The organism is Enterobacter sp. FW301-JW81 (assembly GCF_058788735.1).
This window is the reverse complement of the sequence record NZ_JBYTBA010000001.1, coordinates 612078-630685: the sequence shown is the minus strand read 5'-3', so window position 1 is coordinate 630685 and position 18608 is coordinate 612078. Positions and strand designations below refer to the sequence as shown.

The 18608-nt window shown below is 55.7% G+C and carries 20 protein-coding genes and 2 tRNA genes; 11 read left to right on the top strand and 11 right to left on the bottom strand.

Features of this window, described 5'->3' with window-relative positions:
• Positions 1 to 5: 5 nt before the first annotated feature.
• Complete coding sequence (gene grxD, locus AC3WOK_RS03025; protein ID WP_003832760.1) at positions 6 to 353, bottom strand: monothiol glutaredoxin 4; 348 nt, start codon at positions 351 to 353, stop codon at positions 6 to 8.
• 338 nt (positions 354 to 691) lie between these two features.
• Between grxD and AC3WOK_RS03020 the strand changes: the two genes are divergently transcribed.
• Positions 692 to 1465: a C40 family peptidase gene (locus tag AC3WOK_RS03020; RefSeq protein ID WP_059312583.1), complete on the top strand. Its 774-nt coding sequence runs from the start codon at positions 692 to 694 to the stop codon at positions 1463 to 1465.
• Positions 1466 to 1587: 122 nt separating this feature from the next.
• Positions 1588 to 2169: a superoxide dismutase [Fe] gene (gene sodB, locus AC3WOK_RS03015; protein WP_047348801.1), complete on the top strand. Its 582-nt coding sequence runs from the start codon at positions 1588 to 1590 to the stop codon at positions 2167 to 2169.
• A gap of 38 nt (positions 2170 to 2207) precedes the next feature.
• Here the strand turns inward: sodB and AC3WOK_RS03010 are convergent, their stop codons facing one another.
• Both AC3WOK_RS03010 and cydH read right to left on the bottom strand, forming a co-directional pair.
• Positions 2208 to 3374 carry an MFS transporter gene (locus AC3WOK_RS03010; protein WP_492353905.1) on the bottom strand — a complete coding sequence of 389 codons (1167 nt, stop codon included), beginning with the start codon at positions 3372 to 3374 and terminating at the stop codon, positions 2208 to 2210.
• Positions 3375 to 3537: 163 nt separating this feature from the next.
• Entirely contained in the window at positions 3538 to 3627 is a 90-nt protein-coding gene (cydH, locus tag AC3WOK_RS03005) for a cytochrome bd-I oxidase subunit CydH (protein ID WP_020688313.1), read from the bottom strand.
• Between the two features lie 297 nt (positions 3628 to 3924).
• Between cydH and purR the strand changes: the two genes are divergently transcribed.
• The gene (gene purR, locus AC3WOK_RS03000; RefSeq protein WP_047348803.1) at positions 3925 to 4950 is read left to right on the top strand and encodes an HTH-type transcriptional repressor PurR; all 1026 of its coding nucleotides are present in this window, start codon (positions 3925 to 3927) and stop codon (positions 4948 to 4950) included.
• 17 nt (positions 4951 to 4967) lie between these two features.
• Here the strand turns inward: purR and punR are convergent, their stop codons facing one another.
• Positions 4968 to 5879: a DNA-binding transcriptional activator PunR gene (punR, locus tag AC3WOK_RS02995; protein ID WP_059312062.1), complete on the bottom strand. Its 912-nt coding sequence runs from the start codon at positions 5877 to 5879 to the stop codon at positions 4968 to 4970.
• A 115-nt stretch (positions 5880 to 5994) separates the two neighbouring features.
• On the opposite strand from punR, the gene punC reads away from it, so the two are divergent.
• Both punC and cfa read left to right on the top strand, forming a co-directional pair.
• Positions 5995 to 7194 carry a purine nucleoside transporter PunC gene (gene punC / locus AC3WOK_RS02990; protein WP_059312063.1) on the top strand — a complete coding sequence of 400 codons (1200 nt, stop codon included), beginning with the start codon at positions 5995 to 5997 and terminating at the stop codon, positions 7192 to 7194.
• 298 nt (positions 7195 to 7492) lie between these two features.
• Positions 7493 to 8641, top strand: coding sequence for a cyclopropane fatty acyl phospholipid synthase (gene cfa / locus AC3WOK_RS02985; protein ID WP_059312064.1), 1149 nt, complete (start codon positions 7493 to 7495; stop codon positions 8639 to 8641).
• 30 nt (positions 8642 to 8671) lie between these two features.
• Here the strand turns inward: cfa and AC3WOK_RS02980 are convergent, their stop codons facing one another.
• The gene (locus AC3WOK_RS02980) at positions 8672 to 9313 is read right to left on the bottom strand and encodes a riboflavin synthase (RefSeq protein ID WP_063431194.1); all 642 of its coding nucleotides are present in this window, start codon (positions 9311 to 9313) and stop codon (positions 8672 to 8674) included.
• Positions 9314 to 9538: 225 nt separating this feature from the next.
• Here AC3WOK_RS02980 and mdtK point away from each other — a divergent pair, with 225 nt between their 5' ends.
• The 4 genes from mdtK (at position 9539) to AC3WOK_RS02960 (ending at position 12937) form a co-directional block, all read left to right on the top strand.
• Positions 9539 to 10912 (top strand): MdtK family multidrug efflux MATE transporter, encoded by a 1374-nt coding sequence (mdtK, locus tag AC3WOK_RS02975; protein ID WP_059312066.1) that lies wholly within the window; start codon positions 9539 to 9541, stop codon positions 10910 to 10912.
• Between the two features lie 153 nt (positions 10913 to 11065).
• A tRNA-Val gene (locus AC3WOK_RS02970) sits at positions 11066 to 11142 on the top strand.
• A 4-nt stretch (positions 11143 to 11146) separates the two neighbouring features.
• Positions 11147 to 11223, top strand: a tRNA-Val gene (locus AC3WOK_RS02965).
• 118 nt (positions 11224 to 11341) lie between these two features.
• Positions 11342 to 12937: an FAD-NAD(P)-binding protein gene (locus tag AC3WOK_RS02960; RefSeq protein WP_492353904.1), complete on the top strand. Its 1596-nt coding sequence runs from the start codon at positions 11342 to 11344 to the stop codon at positions 12935 to 12937.
• Between the two features lie 28 nt (positions 12938 to 12965).
• Here AC3WOK_RS02960 and AC3WOK_RS02955 read toward each other — a convergent pair whose 3' ends face one another.
• Together AC3WOK_RS02955 and AC3WOK_RS02950 are read right to left on the bottom strand one after the other, a co-directional pair.
• Positions 12966 to 13601: a carbonic anhydrase gene (locus AC3WOK_RS02955; RefSeq protein WP_047348810.1), complete on the bottom strand. Its 636-nt coding sequence runs from the start codon at positions 13599 to 13601 to the stop codon at positions 12966 to 12968.
• Between the two features lie 72 nt (positions 13602 to 13673).
• Positions 13674 to 14456 carry an MBL fold metallo-hydrolase gene (locus tag AC3WOK_RS02950; RefSeq protein WP_447855467.1) on the bottom strand — a complete coding sequence of 261 codons (783 nt, stop codon included), beginning with the start codon at positions 14454 to 14456 and terminating at the stop codon, positions 13674 to 13676.
• Between the two features lie 125 nt (positions 14457 to 14581).
• Here AC3WOK_RS02950 and AC3WOK_RS02945 point away from each other — a divergent pair, with 125 nt between their 5' ends.
• Positions 14582 to 14722, top strand: a complete 141-nt coding sequence (locus AC3WOK_RS02945; protein WP_003857665.1) for a hypothetical protein — start codon at positions 14582 to 14584, stop codon at positions 14720 to 14722.
• Between the two features lie 35 nt (positions 14723 to 14757).
• Here AC3WOK_RS02945 and AC3WOK_RS02940 read toward each other — a convergent pair whose 3' ends face one another.
• From AC3WOK_RS02940 to AC3WOK_RS02925, 4 genes are all read right to left on the bottom strand, one after another.
• The gene (locus AC3WOK_RS02940) at positions 14758 to 15237 is read right to left on the bottom strand and encodes a GlcG/HbpS family heme-binding protein (protein WP_447855466.1); all 480 of its coding nucleotides are present in this window, start codon (positions 15235 to 15237) and stop codon (positions 14758 to 14760) included.
• Between the two features lie 90 nt (positions 15238 to 15327).
• The gene (locus AC3WOK_RS02935; protein ID WP_063431188.1) at positions 15328 to 15939 is read right to left on the bottom strand and encodes a response regulator transcription factor; all 612 of its coding nucleotides are present in this window, start codon (positions 15937 to 15939) and stop codon (positions 15328 to 15330) included.
• Complete coding sequence (locus AC3WOK_RS02930; protein ID WP_063431186.1) at positions 15932 to 17257, bottom strand: sensor histidine kinase; 1326 nt, start codon at positions 17255 to 17257, stop codon at positions 15932 to 15934. Before AC3WOK_RS02930 ends, AC3WOK_RS02935 begins: the two co-directional genes overlap by 8 nt.
• A gap of 107 nt (positions 17258 to 17364) precedes the next feature.
• On the bottom strand, positions 17365 to 17532 hold the full coding sequence (locus tag AC3WOK_RS02925) for a hypothetical protein (protein ID WP_014831607.1): 168 nt from the start codon (positions 17530 to 17532) through the stop codon (positions 17365 to 17367).
• Positions 17533 to 17777: 245 nt separating this feature from the next.
• On the opposite strand from AC3WOK_RS02925, the gene AC3WOK_RS02920 reads away from it, so the two are divergent.
• The gene (locus AC3WOK_RS02920) at positions 17778 to 18608 is read left to right on the top strand and encodes an ABC transporter substrate-binding protein (RefSeq protein WP_165602461.1); all 831 of its coding nucleotides are present in this window, start codon (positions 17778 to 17780) and stop codon (positions 18606 to 18608) included.

The window sequence follows — 18608 nt, the reverse complement described above, 5'->3', positions numbered from 1 at the left end:
GAAAATTACTCTGCGTCCGGCTCTTCAGTTTTGTACTTAGCCGCCGTCTCTTTGATCAGCTGCTGCAGTTCGCCGCGCTGATACATTTCAATCAGGATATCGCAACCGCCAACCAGTTCGCCGTCTACCCACAGCTGTGGGAAAGTCGGCCAGTTCGCGTATTTAGGCAGCTCAGCGCGGATGTCCGGGTTCTGCAGGATATCAACGTAAGCAAAACGCTCACCACAGGCTGACAGCGCCTGAACCGCTTGCGCGGAGAAGCCGCAGCTTGGCAGCTTCGGAGAACCTTTCATATACAGCAGAATCGGGTTTTCAGCGATCTGGCGCTGGATTTTTTCAATAGTGGTGCTCATGTCTTGCTTCCTTTAACTTCTGTTACGGCATTCGTCTGACATTGTAGCGGTTCAGACTGGCATCGGAAAATAACATTTTTGTCACGTTTATACATTCTACCCCGAGTCACGAAAAGTTGCATTGCAAATGGTGTTTAACCCTGCGGCAGTCAGGGTTTTGCTTAGGGAATGGGCAAATGTGCGACAGAACGATGAATTTTTTTGCACTTGCTAACGAAACACGATTGTAGATTGAAAAATGCTATTAACTTTCTGGGTTTTTATGGATTAGAATCGACGGGCTTTGTAAATCACACGCGGGTATTATTGATGACCTGCATTTATCAGGGGACTGCCCAGTGGCGCGGATAAATAAAATCTCGATCACGCTCTGTGCTTTACTGTTTACATCACTCACTTTCACGCCAGTGGCAAACGCCTCTCAGCAGGCGCGGCATTCTGCCGTACAAAAAAACCATCTGGTGAAAACCACAGAACGTAAGAAAAAAACCACCGCTAAGAACGACAAGAAAAAAACAGCCACACAGACTAAAAAGACCGCTTCCAGCAAGACGAAAACAAAATCTTCCCGCACTGCCCACACCGCCAAAAGCAAAGCTTCGCAAACCGCCGCCAACCTCGTTACTGAAAAATGCATCACGCGCAAAGGCCACAAGGCGAAGTGCACAAAGGTCTCGAAAATAGCGGAAGTGCATAAAGTGCGCGTACAGAAAGCGCAGAAAACCGCGATGAACAAGCTGATGGGGCAGATTGGAAAACCTTATCACTGGGGTGGCAGTTCGCCACGTACCGGTTTTGACTGCAGCGGCCTCGTCTATTACGCCTATAAAGATCTGGTCAAGTTCCGCATTCCTCGTACTGCCAATGAGATGTACCACCTGCGCGATGCTTCCCCGGTTGACCGCGGTGAGCTGGAAAATGGCGATCTGGTGTTCTTCCGCACTCAGGGCCGCGGCACGGCTGACCACGTTGGCGTTTATGTCGGCAACGGAAAATTCATCCAGTCACCGCGTAGCGGCCAGGATATTCAGATCACCTCTCTCAGTGAAGACTACTGGGTACGTCACTACGTCGGCGCGCGTCGCGTGATGACACCGAAAACCATTCGCTAACCCCTGCCCTGCCACGCCCGTGGCAGGGTAAGTTCCTCTTTTGCATACCCTTTCAATTTGCTATCCTGTCCCTGTTGTCTGTGTGGTTATTGGCAACGCAAAATACAATAAGGAGAGAAGCAATGTCGTTCGAATTACCTGCACTACCGTATGCAAAAGACGCCCTGGCACCGCACATTTCTGCGGAAACCCTGGAATATCATTACGGCAAGCATCACCAGACGTACGTCACCAACCTGAACAACCTGATCAAGGGCACCGATTTCGAAGGCAAAACGCTGGAAGAGATCGTCCGCAGCTCAGAGGGTGGCGTATTTAACAACGCCGCTCAGGTGTGGAATCACACCTTCTACTGGCACTGCCTGGCACCGAATGCCGGTGGTGAGCCTGCCGGTGAACTGGCTGCCGCCATCAACGCCGCATTTGGCAGCTTCGCGGATTTCAAAGCGAAGTTCACCGATGCCGCGATCAAGAACTTCGGCTCTGGCTGGACGTGGCTGGTCAAAGAAGCTGATGGCAAACTGGCTATCGTTTCTACGTCTAACGCGGGCACCCCGCTGACCACCAGCGCTAAGCCGCTGATGACCGTAGACGTTTGGGAACACGCTTACTACATTGATTACCGTAACGCGCGTCCTAACTACCTGGAGCACTTCTGGGCGCTGGTTAACTGGGACTTTGTGGCGAAGAACTTCGCCGCGTAAGAGACACGCAGAAGGGCTCGCCCTTCTGCGTTTTTGGTTTATTCAGCAGCGCAGGCTGCTTCCGGCTGTTTACGACCCGACATCATCACCAGCAGCAGGCCGAGGGCGGCAATGATTGCCCCCATCACCGGCACAAAGCTGTACCCCAGCCCCCCTGAAATCACGGCCCCACCGGCCGCCGCACCGAGTGCATTGCCCAGGTTGAAGGCACCAATATTGACCGAAGATGAGAGACCCGGCGCTTCATGCGCGACACGCATCACGCGCATCTGCAGCGGTGGAACCACGGCAAAGGTTGCGGCACCCCAGACGACCATCGCAATGGCGGCCCCATACTCGTTACGCGCCAGCCACGGAATGGCGATCATGATGACAATCAGCAGGGTTAAGAAGCCCTTCAGCGTCCCGCTCACGGAACGGTCGGCAAATTTCCCACCCAGATAGTTGCCAATCGAGAAGCCCACGCCAATCAGCACCAGCATTGCGGTAACAAAGAGAGGCGTCGCGTGGGTGATGTCATGCAACACCGGCGAAATGTAGGTGTAAAGGGTGAACATCGCCCCTGCCCCCAGGACGGTGGTGAGCAGCGCGGAGAGCACCTGCGGGCGCATCAGCACCGAAAGCTCTCTGCGCACGTCAGGACGTTCCCCCGCTCTGCCTTTTGGCAAGGAGAAGAACAGCGCCACCATGGCAATCACGCCTAGCCCGGCGGTCGCCAGGAAGGACATACGCCAGCCGATCGCTTCACCCAGCCAGGTCGCCGCAGGCACCCCGCCAATGTTGGCAATCGTCAGGCCCATAAACATGGTTGCCACGGCGCTCGCCTGCTTGTGTTTTGGCACCACGCTTGCCGCCACGACCGACCCCAGCCCAAAGAACGCGCCGTGGTTAAGGCTGGTCAGAATGCGAGACAGCATCAGCGTGGTGTAGTCCGGCGCAATGGCGGAAAGCACGTTGCCCAGGGTGAAAATCGCCATCAGGAAAATCAGCGCATTGCGGCGCGCGCGGTGCGAAAGGAGAAGCGTCATCAGCGGCGCGCCTACCATCACGCCGATTGCGTAGGCGCTGATTAACATGCCTGCAGCAGGGATCGAGACGTCCACGCCCCGGGCAATAACAGGCAGTAACCCCATCGGGGAGAATTCAGTGGTGCCAATCCCAAAAGCGCCAATCGCCAGGGCCAGCAGGGGAAAATTGATTTTCATGCGTCAACTCCGGATGCCGTGTCATATGGGGACACAGAACAAAGAAGCCGAAAGCATGACATCAATCACAAAAAATTAGAAGTTAACAAAATGGCAAAAGATTTTTGCATGAGAAGTAACAATTGGGGCGATCGGGAGGGAGAACGCTCTCCCTCCGCGTAAATCAGTGCAGCGCAGCCGTCAGACCGGCAGCGACAATCAGAGCCAGCACAATAACGGTGGTGAACAGCGAAAACTTCAGATCGGAACTCATCAATTTTTCTCCTTTTAATCCCCCCACGAAAAGTGAGCCTGCTCATTTTTGCACAGTTTACGTCAAAAATCTTCCTGGATTTAAACTGATAAACACTTTACCTCTTCCCCTTTTCATCAAGATAGGACAAAATTCCACGCTAAATTTATTAGCGTACCGGCCATTGACCCCCTCCTGACGTCCCGTGTCGTTTTCCCGGCGTGCCGCAACTCAACATTGCGAAATAAGGGTGAGAGAAGGCAAACGTTTACCTTCAAGTTTTTCAGGAGTTTAGGATATGGTCTGGAGTGACATTTAATGGCAACAATTAAAGACGTAGCAAAACGCGCAAACGTTTCCACTACAACCGTATCACATGTTATTAACAAAACCCGCTTCGTGGCGGAAGAGACGCGCAATGCCGTCTGGGCCGCGATCAAAGAGCTGCACTATTCGCCAAGTGCGGTTGCGCGAAGCCTCAAGGTTAATCACACCAAATCTATTGGATTGCTGGCCACCAGCAGTGAAGCGGCCTATTTTGCCGAGATCATTGAAGCAGTTGAGAAAAACTGCTTCCAGAAAGGCTATACCCTGATTCTGGGCAACGCGTGGAACAGCATTGAAAAACAGCGCGCCTACCTGTCGATGATGGCGCAAAAGCGTGTTGATGGCCTGCTGGTGATGTGTTCCGAGTATCCGGAGTCCGTGCTGTCCATGCTCGAAGAGTATCGCCATATTCCGATGGTGGTGATGGACTGGGGCGAAGCGCGCGCGGACTTCACCGATTCCGTTATCGATAACGCCTTTGAAGGCGGCTATATGGCCGGTCGTTACCTGATCGAACGCGGTCACCGCGAGATTGGCGTGATCCCGGGTCCGCTGGAGCGCAACACCGGCGCGGGCCGTCTGGCCGGCTTCATGAAAGCAATGGAAGAAGCGCTGATCAACGTGCCGGAAAACTGGATCGTGCAGGGCGACTTTGAGCCGGAGTCGGGCTACCGCGCTATGCAGCAGATCGTCTCCCAGCAGCATCGTCCGACCGCCGTGTTCTGCGGGGGCGACATCATGGCGATGGGCGCGCTCTGCGCCGCCGATGAGCTGGGCCTGCGCGTACCGCAGGATATTTCCGTGATCGGGTATGATAACGTGCGTAACGCGCGCTACTTTACGCCAGCGTTGACCACCATTCACCAGCCGAAAGATTCGCTGGGCGAAACGGCCTTCAACATGCTGATGGACAGGATCGTCAACAAGCGCGAAGAGTCGCAGTCCATTGAAGTTCACCCGCGCCTTATCGAACGCCGTTCCGTTGCGGATGGCCCGTTCCGCGACTACCGTCGTTAATCGCTCTACGGGGCCAGCTACGCTGGCTCCCGTAACCACTCCCGGTTCAGCGTTTCGCTGTCTCCCAGATAATCCAGAAGCCAGTCCATGGCGGGTGAGACGTCATTTTGCTGCCAGGTGAGGCAGCAGGCCGCATCCGGGAAGGGATTCTCCAGCGTCAGTTCAACCCATTCTCCGGTATCGATTTTTGGGCGCGCAAAGTGCACGGGCACCATCGCGACGCACAGCCCGGCGCTGAGGCACGTCGCCGACGATTCCCAGTCAGGGGCCACCACCCGCCGCTGGTTATCCAGAAGCCAGGTGATACGCTTGGGTAATGAACGGGAGGTATCCTCCAGCACCAGTGAAGGCCAGTTGCGTAGCGTATCGTCGCTCAACGGCCCTTCCATTGCCGCCAGCGGATGATCGCGTGCCACCACGCACTTCCAGCTCAGCATGCCCATATCGCGAAAGGCGTAACGTCCCCCGACCGGGATCGCCTGCGTGGCCCCAATCGCCATCTCTGCCCTGCCGTCCGCCAGCGCATCCCAGACGCCGTTGAACACCTCCTGCGAGACCCGCAGCTCGACGTCAGAAAAATGCCGATAGAAATCGACGATCATTTGCCGGGTGCGTTCCGGCTTAACGATATTATCCACCGCGATGGAAAGATGCCCCCGCCAGCCGTTGGCGATCTGCTGACACTGTTCGCGGGTGATCTGCATTTTTTTGATAACAGAACGCCCTTCCTTCAAAAACCACGCGCCGGCGGGCGTTAATTCGACATCACGATGGCGCCGTTCAAACAGCGGAACCGCCAGCCACTCTTCGAGCTGACGCACGGTGTAGCTGATAGCCGAAGGGACGCGGTGCAGCTCCTGCGCCGCACCGCTAAAGCTGCCGTTACGCGCGACAGCATCGACCACTTCAAGAGAATAATCTGACCACATTTTCTGCCTGCAAAATTTTTGAATGCACCCGCCAAATATTAGCGTTTCACAAGCGGCTTTGCACTCCCTACACTCAGCGCCAACGTACACCTGCCTCCTTAAGGAGAATAAAATAATGCAACCCAGGAAAGGTTTTTTAGTCTGGCTCGGCGGCTTAAGCGTGCTGGGCTTTTTGGCCACCGATATGTACCTGCCGGCTTTCGCCGCTATGCAGGAAGATCTGCAGACGCCTGCCGCGGCCATCAGCGCCAGCCTGAGTTTGTTCCTCGCCGGTTTTGCTTTCGCACAGCTGCTCTGGGGACCGCTCTCGGATCGCTTTGGTCGTAAACCGGTATTGCTGCTGGGTCTGGCCATTTTTGCCGTTGGCTGTCTGGGGATGCTATGGGTACGCGACGCCACCTGGCTGCTGGTGCTGCGCTTTATTCAGGCCGTGGGCGTCTGTGCCGCTGCCGTCACCTGGCAGGCGCTGGTTACCGACTACTACCCGGCTAACCGCACAAACCGTATTTTCGCCACCATTATGCCGCTCGTGGGACTCTCGCCAGCCCTTGCTCCGCTGCTGGGCAGCTGGATCCTCGCGCATTTTGACTGGCAGGCCATTTTTGCCACGCTGTTTGCCATCACGCTGGTACTAATGCTGCCGGCGTTTGCCCTCAAGCCCGCGCATAAAAAAGAGGCGCATGCTGACGCGAAGCCAATCACCTTCACTTCCCTGCTGGGCACCAAAGCGTATCGCGGCAATGTCCTGATCTATGCCGCCTGCTCGGCGAGCTTCTTCGCGTGGCTCACCGGCTCGCCGTTTATTCTGCACGATATGGGATACAGCCCGGCAGCCATCGGGCTGAGCTACGTTCCGCAGACCATCGCGTTCCTGGTGGGCGGATACGGCTGTCGTGCAGCGCTGCAAAAGTGGGAAGGTCAGCAGATGCTGCCATGGCTGCTGGTGCTGTATGCCCTGAGCGTTATCGGGACCTGGGCCGTTGGCTTTATTCCGGGCGCCGGTCTGGCTGAAATTTTGATTCCATTCTGCGTGATGGCCGTCGCGAACGGGGCGATTTACCCTATCGTCGTAGCGCAGGCGCTCCGTCCGTTCCCGCAGGCGACAGGACGCGCCGCCGCGCTGCAGAACACCCTGCAGCTGGGTTTGTGCTTCCTGGCAAGCCTGGTGGTCTCCGCGCTGATTGCTACGCCGCTTCTGACCACCACCAGCGTGATGCTGGTGACCGTTGCGCTGGCGGTAATAGGCTATCGCATGCAGGCCTCCGCGCAGCGTGAGCAGGATAACCGCGCTCAGGTTGAAACGTCACATGCGTAATTGCGCCAGAAATCATGTTAATTTTCAGTGATTAGGTTGCTAAGAATTTTCTATTGAATCACCAAATTTTGAGGCCTATACTAAATTTGGTTCGATTAAATACGATAAATATTAAGCGTTAACGGGAGCCGGAGTGCTCCCGTTTTACCATGGAAGGCATTTTCGGCAAGGGTTATCTCCCTTCCTCTGTTCTACGTCGGATACTAGCCTCGCGGTATTTACCGTGAGATTTCTCACAAACCAAAAAAGCGTCTACGCTGTTTTAAGGTTCTGATCACAGTAGGGTGATGGAGAAGCTATGAGTTCATCGTGTATAGAAGAAGTCAGCGTTCCGGACGATAACTGGTCCCGGATCGTCAGTGAACTGTTGGGTCGTGCAGGCATCACTATCAACGGATCTTCGCCATCCGATCCCCAGGTCAAACATCCCGACTTTTTTAAACGCGTGTTGCGTGAGGGATCGTTAGGACTGGGAGAAAGCTATATGGACGGCTGGTGGGAGTGCGAACGGCTGGATATCTTTTTCGCCAGCGTTTTGCGTGCCGGTCTGGAAAATCAACTCCCCCGCAACCTGAAAGACACCCTGCGTGTCGCCTCTGCCAGACTGTTTAATCTGCAAAGTAAAAAACGCGCGTGGATCGTCGGCAAAGAACACTACGATCTTGGCAACGACCTGTTCAACCGCATGCTTGACCCTTTCATGCAGTACTCCTGCGCCTACTGGAAAGACGCGTCGACGCTTGAAGAGGCTCAGCAGGCTAAGCTGCGTCTGATTAGCGAGAAACTGCAGCTACAGCCCGGTATGCGCGTGCTGGATATCGGCTGCGGCTGGGGCGGGCTGGCGTACTTTATGGCGAAGCACTATGGCGTCAGCGTGGTCGGCGTCACGATTTCAGCGGAACAGCAAAAAATGGCGCGGGAACGCTGCCAGGGTCTCGATGTGGATATCCGGCTGCAGGATTACCGTGACCTGAACGAACAGTTCGATCGTATCGTTTCCGTGGGTATGTTCGAGCACGTTGGGCCGAAAAACTACGACACCTACTTTGAGGTGGTGGATCGTAATTTAAAGCCGGACGGCATCTTCCTGCTGCACACTATCGGCTCTAAGCGGACCGACAATAACGTTGACCCGTGGATCAACAAATACATCTTTCCGAACGGCTGTTTACCGTCCGTTCGCCAGATTGCCAACGCCAGTGAATCCCATTTCGTTATGGAGGACTGGCATAACTTTGGCGCCGATTACGACACCACGCTGATGGCATGGCATGCGCGTTTTCAGGAGGCCTGGCCAGAGATTGCGGACAACTATTCTGAACGATTCAAACGGATGTTTAGCTATTATCTGAATGCCTGTGCGGGCGCGTTTCGCGCGCGGGATATTCAGCTCTGGCAGGTGGTTTTCAGCCGTGGGATTGAACACGGATTGCGTGTCGCACGCTAAAAAATAACCCCGGAAATCCGGGGTTGTTTTTTATTCTTCTTCGACGGCCTTTATTATTGCGGCTTCTTTTGCTGCCAGCACGCGTTCAACCGTATCGACCACCGCCTGGGTTTGCGGATCGATTTCGATATTCACGCGATGCCCCAGTTTTTTCGTACCCAGCGTGGTGCGCTGCAGCGTTTCAGGAATTAAGTGCACGCAAAAACGCGTTGGCGTTACTTCCCCCACCGTCAGGCTAATCCCATCGATGCCAATAAATCCTTTATAGAGGATGTATTTCATTAATGAAGGATCCTGCATTTTGAACCAGATTTGACGGTTATTTTCCGAGGTGACGATTTTCGCCACTTCCGCGGTGGTCATGATGTGCCCGGACATCAGATGGCCGCCAATCTCATCGCTGAACTTCGCCGCCCGCTCAACGTTGACGGTATCCCCCACCGCCAGCTCGCCCAGGTTGGTGATGCGCAGCGTCTCTTTCATTAAATCAAAGCTGATCTGGCTGCCGTTAATTTCGGTTACTGTCAGGCAGCAGCCGTTGTGGGCAATCGACGCGCCGGTTTCGATGCCCTCAAGCATATATTCCGGCAGCTCGACAACATGAGTACGGAAATTAGGTTTTTCATCAATGGACACCACTTTGGCGGTGCCCTGCACAATACCAGTAAACATGCTTACAACTCCTGTTTTTTCCGGACGGTGGTGACACCGTTTAATCCCACCACAATAACAGTTGGAAAAACAGGTTGCCAGCGGAGCGCATTTACTGGCGATTTTTTCACTAGATAAATAGCTAAAGCCCGCTACAATAGCTGGCACCCCCCTGCATTTTCTTCTTGCTGCCCGTTTCGGCGGCTTTTTTAGTCTCTCAAATAACTACAAAATAAAGGTGTTCACGTGCAGAAGTACATGAATGAAGCGCGCCAGTTATTGGCACTGGCTATACCAGTGATCATCGCGCAAGTGGCCCAGACCGCAATGGGATTTGTGGATACGGTAATGGCAGGTGGCTACAGCGCCACCGATATGGCGGCCGTGGCTATCGGCACGTCAATCTGGCTTCCGGCCATCCTGTTCGGCCACGGTCTGCTGCTCGCGCTCACGCCTGTTATCGCTCAGCTCAACGGCTCGGGGCGTCGCGAACGCATTGCCCATCAGGTCCGTCAGGGCTTCTGGCTGGCAGGGTTTGTCTCCGTGCTGATTATGGTCGTGCTCTGGAACGCGGGCCATATCATTCGCGCTATGCATAATATTGACCCGGCACTGGCTGATAAAGCCGTGGGCTATCTGCGTGCCCTGCTCTGGGGTGCGCCTGGCTACCTCTTTTTCCAGGTGGCGCGTAACCAGTGTGAAGGCCTGGCGAAAACCAAGCCTGGGATGGTGATGGGCTTTATTGGTTTGCTGGTTAATATTCCGGTTAACTATGTCTTTATTTACGGCCACTTCGGGATGCCGGAGCTTGGCGGCGTCGGCTGCGGCGTGGCGACGGCTGCCGTTTACTGGGTGATGTTCTTCTCCATGCTCACCTTCGTGAAGCGCGCCCGTTCAATGCGCGATATTCGTAACGAGAACAGATTTAGCACCCCGGACTGGAACATCATGACCCGTCTGGTGCAGTTAGGGTTACCGATTGCCCTGGCACTGTTCTTTGAGGTAACCCTGTTTGCCGTGGTTGCCCTGCTGGTCTCCCCGCTGGGTATCGTGAACGTGGCCGGGCACCAGATTGCGCTGAACTTCAGTTCCCTGATGTTCGTCCTGCCGATGTCGCTGGCCGCGGCAGTGACCATTCGCGTGGGCTTCCGCCTGGGACAAGGCTCTACGCTGGATGCGCAAACGGCCGCCCGGACCGGGCTGGGCGTCGGCGTCTGCATGGCCATCTGCACGGCGCTTTTTACCGTTGCGCTGCGCGAGCAGATTGCCCTGCTCTATAACGACAGTCCGGAAGTGGTCGCGCTGGCCTCGCACCTGATGCTGCTGGCCGCTATATACCAGATCTCGGACTCCATCCAGGTAATTGGCAGCGGCGTGCTGCGCGGATATAAAGACACGCGTTCGATCTTCTTTATCACCTTCATCGCCTACTGGGTGCTGGGACTGCCGACTGGCTACATACTGGCCCTGACCGATCTGGTGGTTGAACGCATGGGTCCGGCTGGGTTCTGGATGGGCTTTATCATCGGCCTGACGTCGGCGGCGATTATGATGATGATGCGAATGCGCTTCCTGCAGCGCCAGCCGTCAACGGTCATTTTGCAACGCGCTGCACGTTAAATATGCAGTAGCCGCCAGCCGGCGGCTACTTTCTCTTCACTTTGCGCGGTAATAAAGCAATCGCGTGAAATCAGAGAGAAAAATGCATTTTCCCTCTTGCCTCATTGGGGCTGTGCCGCTAATATTCGTCCCCGTTGTCACCGACAACACGTTGCGTTCATAGCTCAGTTGGTTAGAGCACCACCTTGACATGGTGGGGGTCGTTGGTTCGAGTCCAATTGAACGCACCATTCTGCGTCCGTAGCTCAGTTGGTTAGAGCACCACCTTGACATGGTGGGGGTCGGTGGTTCGAGTCCACTCGGACGCACCATTTCAGTCCTGAAATGGTGCAAATCCTCTTCTGATATCCTGAATTTTCCTAATCCCTCATTTTCATTACTGTTCTCCTGCTACGCTTTCCTCATGGAAAAAAGAGAGGAAAACCGTCGATGAAGAAAATCGCCATTATCGGTTCCGGCCCTACAGGGATTTACACCTTTTACGCACTGCTTAAAAACCCCCAGCCGCTTTCGGTCTCCGTCTTTGAACAGGCTGAGGAAGCGGGCGTGGGTATGCCCTACAACGACGACGATAACTCTCGTCTGATGTTGGCGAACATCGCCAGCATTGAAATCCCGCCACTGTTTATGACCTACCTCGACTGGCTCAAGGGCCAGAGCGACGCCCATCTGGCGCGTTTTAACGTTGATAAAGCCCGTTTGCATGACAGGCAGTTCCTGCCCCGACTCCTGCTCGGTGAGTATTTTCGCGACAGCTTTCGCTCAATCGTTGAAGAGGCTAAAAAGCGGGGGTTTCAGGTTGATATCCATGAATCCGCCCGCGTGACCGACATCATGCCCTCGGAGGCCGGCGTCACGCTTGCAGTCAACGACAGTGCCTTTCCTGAACGCTTTGACCTTGCGGTTATCGCCACCGGACACGTCTGGCCAGACGAAGACGAAGCCACCCGCGCGTTCTTCCCAAGCCCGTGGTCCGGGCTGATGGACGCCAGCATTCCTCCGTGCCGCGTTGGTATCATGGGAACATCGCTAAGCGGTCTCGACGCGGCCATGGCGGTAGTGATGCAGCACGGTGCGTTTCGCGACGATAAATTCGTGCTTGATAAAGGCAGCGAGGCATTAAACATTGTCCTGATGTCCCGAACGGGCATTCTGCCTGAAGCCGATTTTTACTGCCCTATCCCTTACGAACCATTATCGGTATTAACCGAACGCGCGGCTGAAAGCGAGATTGCCAAAGGAGCGGATGGCCTACTTGACCGCATCTTCGCCCTGATGGTGAAAGAGCTTCAGCTCGCTGACCCGGCGTGGTGCGAAAAAATGTCTCTGCACAGGCTGACTGCGGACAGCATTCGCGAGGCCTGGTTTGAGGATCGTAAACGGCACGGCCCCTTTACCTGGGCGCAAGAGAATCTCAACGAGGTTGAGCGGAACAAACGCGAACGGCGCACCGTGGCCTGGCGCTATACCGTGCTTCGGCTGCATGAGGTGGTTCAGGAGATCGTGCCCCATCTTAGCGAACGAGACGCGAAACGCTTCAAGCAGGGGCTGGCCCGGGTATTTATCGACAACTACGCGGCCATTCCTCCGCAGTCTATCCGCAGGCTTCTTGCACTTCGCGAAGCCGGCATTATTAGCGTGGCTGCGCTCGGCGACGATTACACGCTTGACGTTGGCAGCGACCGGACGGTGATAACCACTCAAGAGAGGGTTTACCGTTTCGACGTGTTTATTGACGCGCGCGGACAAAAGCCGCTCAAAACGAAAGATCTGCCCTTCCCGACGCTGCGCAGACAGCTGGAAACAACGGGCGAAGAGATACCCGACATCGGTGAGGATTACACCTTAAAAGCGCCTGACACCGTTCGCGGACGCATCGCCTTCGGCGCGATACCGTGGCTGATGCACGATCGTCCCTTCGTTCAGGGGCTGGCGGAGTGCGCTGAGATTGCAGAGGCGATGGCGAAGGCGGCAGAAAAACCCGCGTCGGGGTTACGGCGGCGATTGCCGTACAGTGAGAGCTGACAGGGCGTCCATGCCCTGCTGGTGCTGATTACTCGAAGTAGACTTCCGGGTTTTCAGACAGGGAGACGAAGGTTTTCGTCGCTTTATCCAGCGCAAGGATTTTGCCGCTTTCAATGTCGTACACCCAGCCGTGCAGGCGGATGGAGTTATTGCGCAGGCCCACCGCAACGGACGGATGGGTCTTAATGTTGCTCAGCTGCGCAAACACGTTCTCCTGCACCATCGCATTGACCTTATCGATCGGTTTATCCCAGGTTTTCTTCTCCACCACGGCTTTTGCCGCGTCGGAATAGCGCAGCCAGTGCGACACAGCCGGCATGGGCTCCAGATTCGCGTTATCGGCAATCGCCTTCATCGCCCCGCAGTTGGAGTGTCCGCAAATCACGATATCCGTGACGCCCAGCGCCACAACGGCGTATTCGATAGTGGCAGACACGCCGCCAGGCTCTGGCCCGAAAGGCGGCACGATGTTGCCAGCATTACGAATGACAAAGAGTTGTCCCGGCTCTTGCTGGGTGACCAGCTCCGGGACCAGGCGGCTGTCGGAGCAAGAGATGAACAGCGCTTTGGGATTCTGGCTGGACGCTAAACTGCGGAAGAGTTCTTTACGTTGCGGGAAAATCTCTTTTTGAAAGCTGAGAAAACCTTCAATGATATGTTGCATAGCAATGTCTCTTTTATCTGTTTTAGTTTAGGCATGATCGAGATCACACTCGTAAAGTTTACCCATCGTGGTTTACTTCAGACAAGCAATATATTTCTGGCCCGACCGCTGCACGATCTCGTCCGCACTGGCCTGGATGTTCTGCCCCTCGAACGCGCCGTACAGGCGTGCAAACGTTTTGCCTTCCAGATGACTGACAACAGACGCCACGGTGCGAGCCGGCAGCGGAAGATAATTCGGATAGCTCCACATAAACGAAACAGCGTCTTTGCCGGGCGTGACCTGCAGGATATCCCCCACCAGCAATACCCCTTCCCCCTCCTGCCAGTGCAGTACCGTTCCGCCGGCAAAATGCCCGCCGAGACGCAGCAGGGTGACCGACGGGAAGATCTCCAGCGCATCCCCCTGCCAGAAATGAATGGCCGGGCTGTCGCGCATGACCCACTCTCTGTCGCTGGCATGCAGATACACCGGTGCATCAAACGCCGCGGCCCACTCCTGCATGGTGGTGTAATAGTGCGGATGCGAAATCGCAATCGCGCTGATGCCGCCGAGCGCGGTGATGAGCGTTTTAGTGGCGGGGTCGAGGTTGGCAATACAGTCCCAGAGAATATTGCCGTGGGGCGTTTGCAGGAGCAGCGCCCGCTGGTTGATAGCAAACGCGGGGACCGTTTTAATAGCGAACAGCCGCGGCTCCAGCTGCTGCCATTTGTTGCTATGCGTGGCGGTTACGTTGTCGAAATCCGTCCATGCCTGGCCCGTAGCGGGCACATACTGGCGTTCATCCTCGCAAATCGGGCACCTGTCCGGCGGGGCGTCATAGGCGGTTCCGCAGGTTTTACAGAGTGTAATCATGGGCTCTCCTCAGCAATAAAGCACTGAGTATGGCAGGGATTATCGTTATGTGCTGCGAGGTACATTGCCGGCTTTTTTTGCCCTATACTGTGCCAGAATCACATACTGAACAGAGCAGGTGCCACATGGAAATTGATCTCGATAACTTAGTCTTTAACGGTCTGGATGAAGCCGAAGAGCGTAATGCGGAACGTCTGGACGATGCGGATAAAAAAGCGCAGGCGATTGTCGCCGACGACGACTGCGGCGATGCCTGCAAGATCTGATAAAAAAGCACCGGGAAACCGGTGCTTTTTTTGTGTTACTTTTTGAGCCCGTCAATGGCTACCTGCGCGCAGGCTTCATCAAGATGACCGCCCGGCGCGCCGCCGATACCGATCGCCCCGATCGTCTCATCGCCCTCTTTCACCGGCAGGCCACCCGCCAGCAGCAGGAAGCCCGGAATATCACGCATGTTTTGCGCACCGGCGTTGCTCTGCGCCGCTTCCATCACTTTGCCTGACGCATTCTTTGCGCTGAGCGCCGTCCAGGCTTTCATCTCACTGGCTTTAACCGTGTGCGGGCCGGCATTGTCCGTACGCTGTACCGCTTTTACCACGCCTGCACGGTCAACCACGGTGACCGTCACCTGATAATTTTTTGCCGTACACGCCTGAATAGCGGACGTCGCCAGCGCGTTCGCCTGGGCCAGTGAGAGATTCTTTTGACTCAACGTATCGGCCTGCGCCGCCAGGCTCAGGCTACCTGCGGCCAGTGCCGCAACTATCATTAATTTTTTCATCGCACGTCCTCGCGTGTTGGTAGACAGAGCAGAGGTTACTCAGCCGCGCGATAAAAGGTAATTCGGTTGATTACGCACTCATCCTGGTAGTTATACGGATTGCAATTTGTCGTATTCCCGGATCGCCTGGACCAGGCTGCTGACGCCAAGCTTGGTAAACGCCGCCGCGCGGTGCGCTTCCACCGTTCGCGGCGAGAGGTTCAGCCGTGCAGCCGCCTCCTTGTTGCTGAGCCCTTTCATCAGTTCGCCCAGCACTTCATGTTCCCGGGCGGTCAGCTGTGCGAAACGCGCCTTAACCCGGGACGTTTCCTGCCAGTCGGCAAAGCGGCGCTGGCTTTCTCCGAAGGCCTGACCCACCGTTTCGATAAGCTTGTCGGCATCCAGCGGCTTGGTGAAAAACTCAAAGACGCCGTTATGGAATGCCCGACGGCAGGCGTCAACGGTGCCGTGTCCGGTCATGATAATCACCGGCAGCAGGGGCCAGGTCCAGCTGCCCTCTTCAAGCCAGGCGAGTCCGCCTTTGCCCGGCATGCGCATGTCCAGCAGCATACAGCCCACCAGCGCCGTATCCCCGGCATGGGCAGCGATAAAGGCATCGACGCTTTCAAACGTTTTTACCGGCCAGCCCATCCCCGAAAGCAAAAACGCCATCGACTCTCTGATGGATTCATCATCATCAATCAGCCAGACTGTTTTATCCATGCTTCGCCTCCTTTCCGTGCGCCAGCTGTAGTCGGATCTGCGCCCCGCCCTGTGGGGCGTTACCCAGCGTAATCGAGCCATTCATACGCGTCATCAATGACTCCGTTAAGGTCATCCCCAGACCGATACCCACTTCTCTGCCGCTGTAAAACGGCATGAAGGCATTCTGCAACGCCTCGGGGCTAAAGCCCGGGCCGCCGTCGGTGACGACGATCAGGACGCCGCTCTCGTTCTTTTGACTCTCAATTTTTACCCAACCGGCAGTGTCCGGCTGCTGGGCCTGAATGGCATTGCTGAGCAGGTTATGCAGCACCTGTTCCAGCCAGAGAGGGTCAGCCAGCACCGTCGTTGCTTCCGGGGCAAACGCATGGCTGACCGTAATATGTTCGGCCCTGCGCTCGTGCTCCAGCAGGTTCACCACCTGCAGCCAGCAGTGCACCAGATCGGTTTCCCGCAGGATCACCTTCTCCTGCACAACGTGCTCGCGAAAACGGGTCAGCAAGGCGCTAATACGCTGCGTTTGCGTCAGTGCGGCCGCCAGCGCTTGCGACACGGCCTGCCCATTGTCCTGCTGCAGCTGGCGCTGCGCGCCCTGGATCCACGTCTGCGCCGCGGTAAGGGGCTGGTTTATCTCATGCACAATTCCAGCGGTGATCTCCCCCAGGGTATTAAGCCTGGCGTGCTGGTAATAGAGCGCCCTTTGCTCGGCCTCTTTCCGCGCTTTACGCTGCCAGAGCACCACGCTCGCCAGCGCAACCACAATCCCCCATGCAATGAAAAGTAAGGGATAAATAAACGCGTTAACGCCGAGCCAGGCCGGCTGTGAATCGGCCTCCAGCGTAAAAGGTTGAGTATGCTGCGGGAAGGTGCGTTGCCAGTGCCAGAAAGCATCAGGCGCCTGCTCGTCGCCGTTCGGCTTAAAGCGGATCCCGAGGTGATTGAAAGGATGATGGGCGTTCAGGATCGGGCCGAGGTCTACCAGCACGCGGATTTGACGCCAGGGGTTGTAAAGCCAGTACTGCACCGCGTGGGCAGGCTCAACCCGCGGCGCATTAAGCGCCCGTCCGGTGGTTTTTTCCAGGGCAAGCAGCTGGGGGAATTTTTTGCGCAGGGCGGCAATATCTTCATCGCCGTTCAGAAGCGGCAGTACAGATTCATTTTGCGTCAGTACCGCGCTTAGTTCAGCAAAGAGTGCCGCGAACTCGCGATCGCGCTCCCAGAACTGGCGGCGGATTTGTTCGGCGTAGAGCAGCACGCCGCTGATGAGGCAGACTATCGTCCAGGCAATAATACCGCGCTTGAGAAAAGGGTTCTTCATTCCGTTAACTGAGCAGACTCAACCGTCCGTCGACATTAACAGCTATCCGGGGTCAGAACAAAATCCAGCACACCTCGTTCCAGTACATTTCGCGCGTGCGGCGCAATTCAGCGTGACGTTTTATCATGGAACCACTCCGGGTCAATGTTGGCTACGTCTACGCCATACAGGCTGGCGACAGGCAGGATTGACTCAAGAACACGTTGCGCGCTGTTCTCCGCATTCACTGGTCGGGTCGCAAAAAACCGCCGTAACGTGCTGATCCATTTTTTCATTGTCTCAACCTCTCTCGCTTAACCTGTCCTCAGTTAAACACCCAATTTCCACCCAAGGGAAATACCAAAATCCACTGTCGATGTGCAGGATTTGCAAATAGCGCCCCGTTCTTTTCACTCTTCATTAACACCTTGTTCACTAATGCTTTTTTGCTAATAACAAAGAACGATTTCTTATTTGGCGATAGCTTTCGCTTATGGGAGCGTAGCGGGGTAAAACAAAAACAACGGGATGGCGAATGACTATGGCAGCAAATATGAAAGGGTTTACAAAACGGACACTGGTTCTGGGATTGCTGGCGGCCGGGAGCCTGCTTTCAGCGCAGGCGCAGGCCGATCAGCTGGCGGATATTAAGGCCGCAGGGGTGGTAAAAGTGGCCACCTTTGACGCCAACCCGCCGTTTGGCTCCATTGATGCAAAAACGCACGAGATCGTGGGCTACGACGTGGATTTCGCCAACGCGCTGGCAAAATCGCTCGGCGTGAAGCTTGAACTGGTTGCCACCAATCCGGCCAACCGCATTCCGCTGCTGCAGTCCGGCAAAGCGGACCTGATCGTGGCGGATATCACCATCACGCCAGAACGCGCGCAGGTGATTGACTTCTCGACGCCTTACTTTGTCACCGGCCAGCAGTTCCTGGTTCCGGTAAAATCCCCGGACAAGCTTGATGACTACAGCCGGGCGCGTATTGGCGCGGTAAAAGGCACAACGGGTGAACAGGCGCTGCACCAGCGTTTCCCGCAGTCCCGCGTGCTCTCGTATGACGACATTCCGCTGGCGCTGACGGCGCTGCGCAACGGCAACGTGCAGGCCATTACCCAGGACAGCACCATTCTGGCCGGTCTGCTGGCGCAGGCGCCGGACAAAGCGAACTTCAAAATTCTGCCCGACCTGCTGAGCAAAGAAGAGATTGGCGTCGGGGTGAAAAAAGGTGAAACGGCGCTGCTGAAAGCCGTCAACGATGAGCTGGTCAATCTTGAGAAGAACGGCCAGGCGGCAAAAATCTACGACGTCTGGTTTGGTCCAGGCACCCCTGCCCCACAGCCTCGCGCCTTTAAAATAGAAGCTAAGTAA

What these genes read in the sequence shown, in the direction of transcription:
- AC3WOK_RS02920 (WP_165602461.1), top strand. Translation starts at nt 17,778, where the DNA reads ATGGCAGCAAATATGAAAGGGTTTACAAAACGGACACTGGTTCTGGGA.
- AC3WOK_RS02980 (WP_063431194.1), bottom strand. Translation starts at nt 9,313, where the DNA reads ATGTTTACTGGTATTGTGCAGGGCACCGCCAAAGTGGTGTCCATTGAT.
- AC3WOK_RS02945 (WP_003857665.1), top strand. Translation starts at nt 14,582, where the DNA reads ATGGAAATTGATCTCGATAACTTAGTCTTTAACGGTCTGGATGAAGCC.
- grxD (WP_003832760.1), bottom strand. Translation starts at nt 353, where the DNA reads ATGAGCACCACTATTGAAAAAATCCAGCGCCAGATCGCTGAAAACCCG.
- AC3WOK_RS02940 (WP_447855466.1), bottom strand. Translation starts at nt 15,237, where the DNA reads ATGAAAAAATTAATGATAGTTGCGGCACTGGCCGCAGGTAGCCTGAGC.
- AC3WOK_RS02925 (WP_014831607.1), bottom strand. Translation starts at nt 17,532, where the DNA reads ATGAAAAAATGGATCAGCACGTTACGGCGGTTTTTTGCGACCCGACCA.
- AC3WOK_RS02950 (WP_447855467.1), bottom strand. Translation starts at nt 14,456, where the DNA reads ATGATTACACTCTGTAAAACCTGCGGAACCGCCTATGACGCCCCGCCG.
- AC3WOK_RS02935 (WP_063431188.1), bottom strand. Translation starts at nt 15,939, where the DNA reads ATGGATAAAACAGTCTGGCTGATTGATGATGATGAATCCATCAGAGAG.
- AC3WOK_RS02955 (WP_047348810.1), bottom strand. Translation starts at nt 13,601, where the DNA reads ATGCAACATATCATTGAAGGTTTTCTCAGCTTTCAAAAAGAGATTTTC.
- cydH (WP_020688313.1), bottom strand. Translation starts at nt 3,627, where the DNA reads ATGAGTTCCGATCTGAAGTTTTCGCTGTTCACCACCGTTATTGTGCTG.
- purR (WP_047348803.1), top strand. Translation starts at nt 3,925, where the DNA reads ATGGCAACAATTAAAGACGTAGCAAAACGCGCAAACGTTTCCACTACA.
- AC3WOK_RS03010 (WP_492353905.1), bottom strand. Translation starts at nt 3,374, where the DNA reads ATGAAAATCAATTTTCCCCTGCTGGCCCTGGCGATTGGCGCTTTTGGG.
- AC3WOK_RS02930 (WP_063431186.1), bottom strand. Translation starts at nt 17,257, where the DNA reads ATGAAGAACCCTTTTCTCAAGCGCGGTATTATTGCCTGGACGATAGTC.
- punC (WP_059312063.1), top strand. Translation starts at nt 5,995, where the DNA reads ATGCAACCCAGGAAAGGTTTTTTAGTCTGGCTCGGCGGCTTAAGCGTG.
- sodB (WP_047348801.1), top strand. Translation starts at nt 1,588, where the DNA reads ATGTCGTTCGAATTACCTGCACTACCGTATGCAAAAGACGCCCTGGCA.
- cfa (WP_059312064.1), top strand. Translation starts at nt 7,493, where the DNA reads ATGAGTTCATCGTGTATAGAAGAAGTCAGCGTTCCGGACGATAACTGG.
- punR (WP_059312062.1), bottom strand. Translation starts at nt 5,879, where the DNA reads ATGTGGTCAGATTATTCTCTTGAAGTGGTCGATGCTGTCGCGCGTAAC.
- AC3WOK_RS02960 (WP_492353904.1), top strand. Translation starts at nt 11,342, where the DNA reads ATGAAGAAAATCGCCATTATCGGTTCCGGCCCTACAGGGATTTACACC.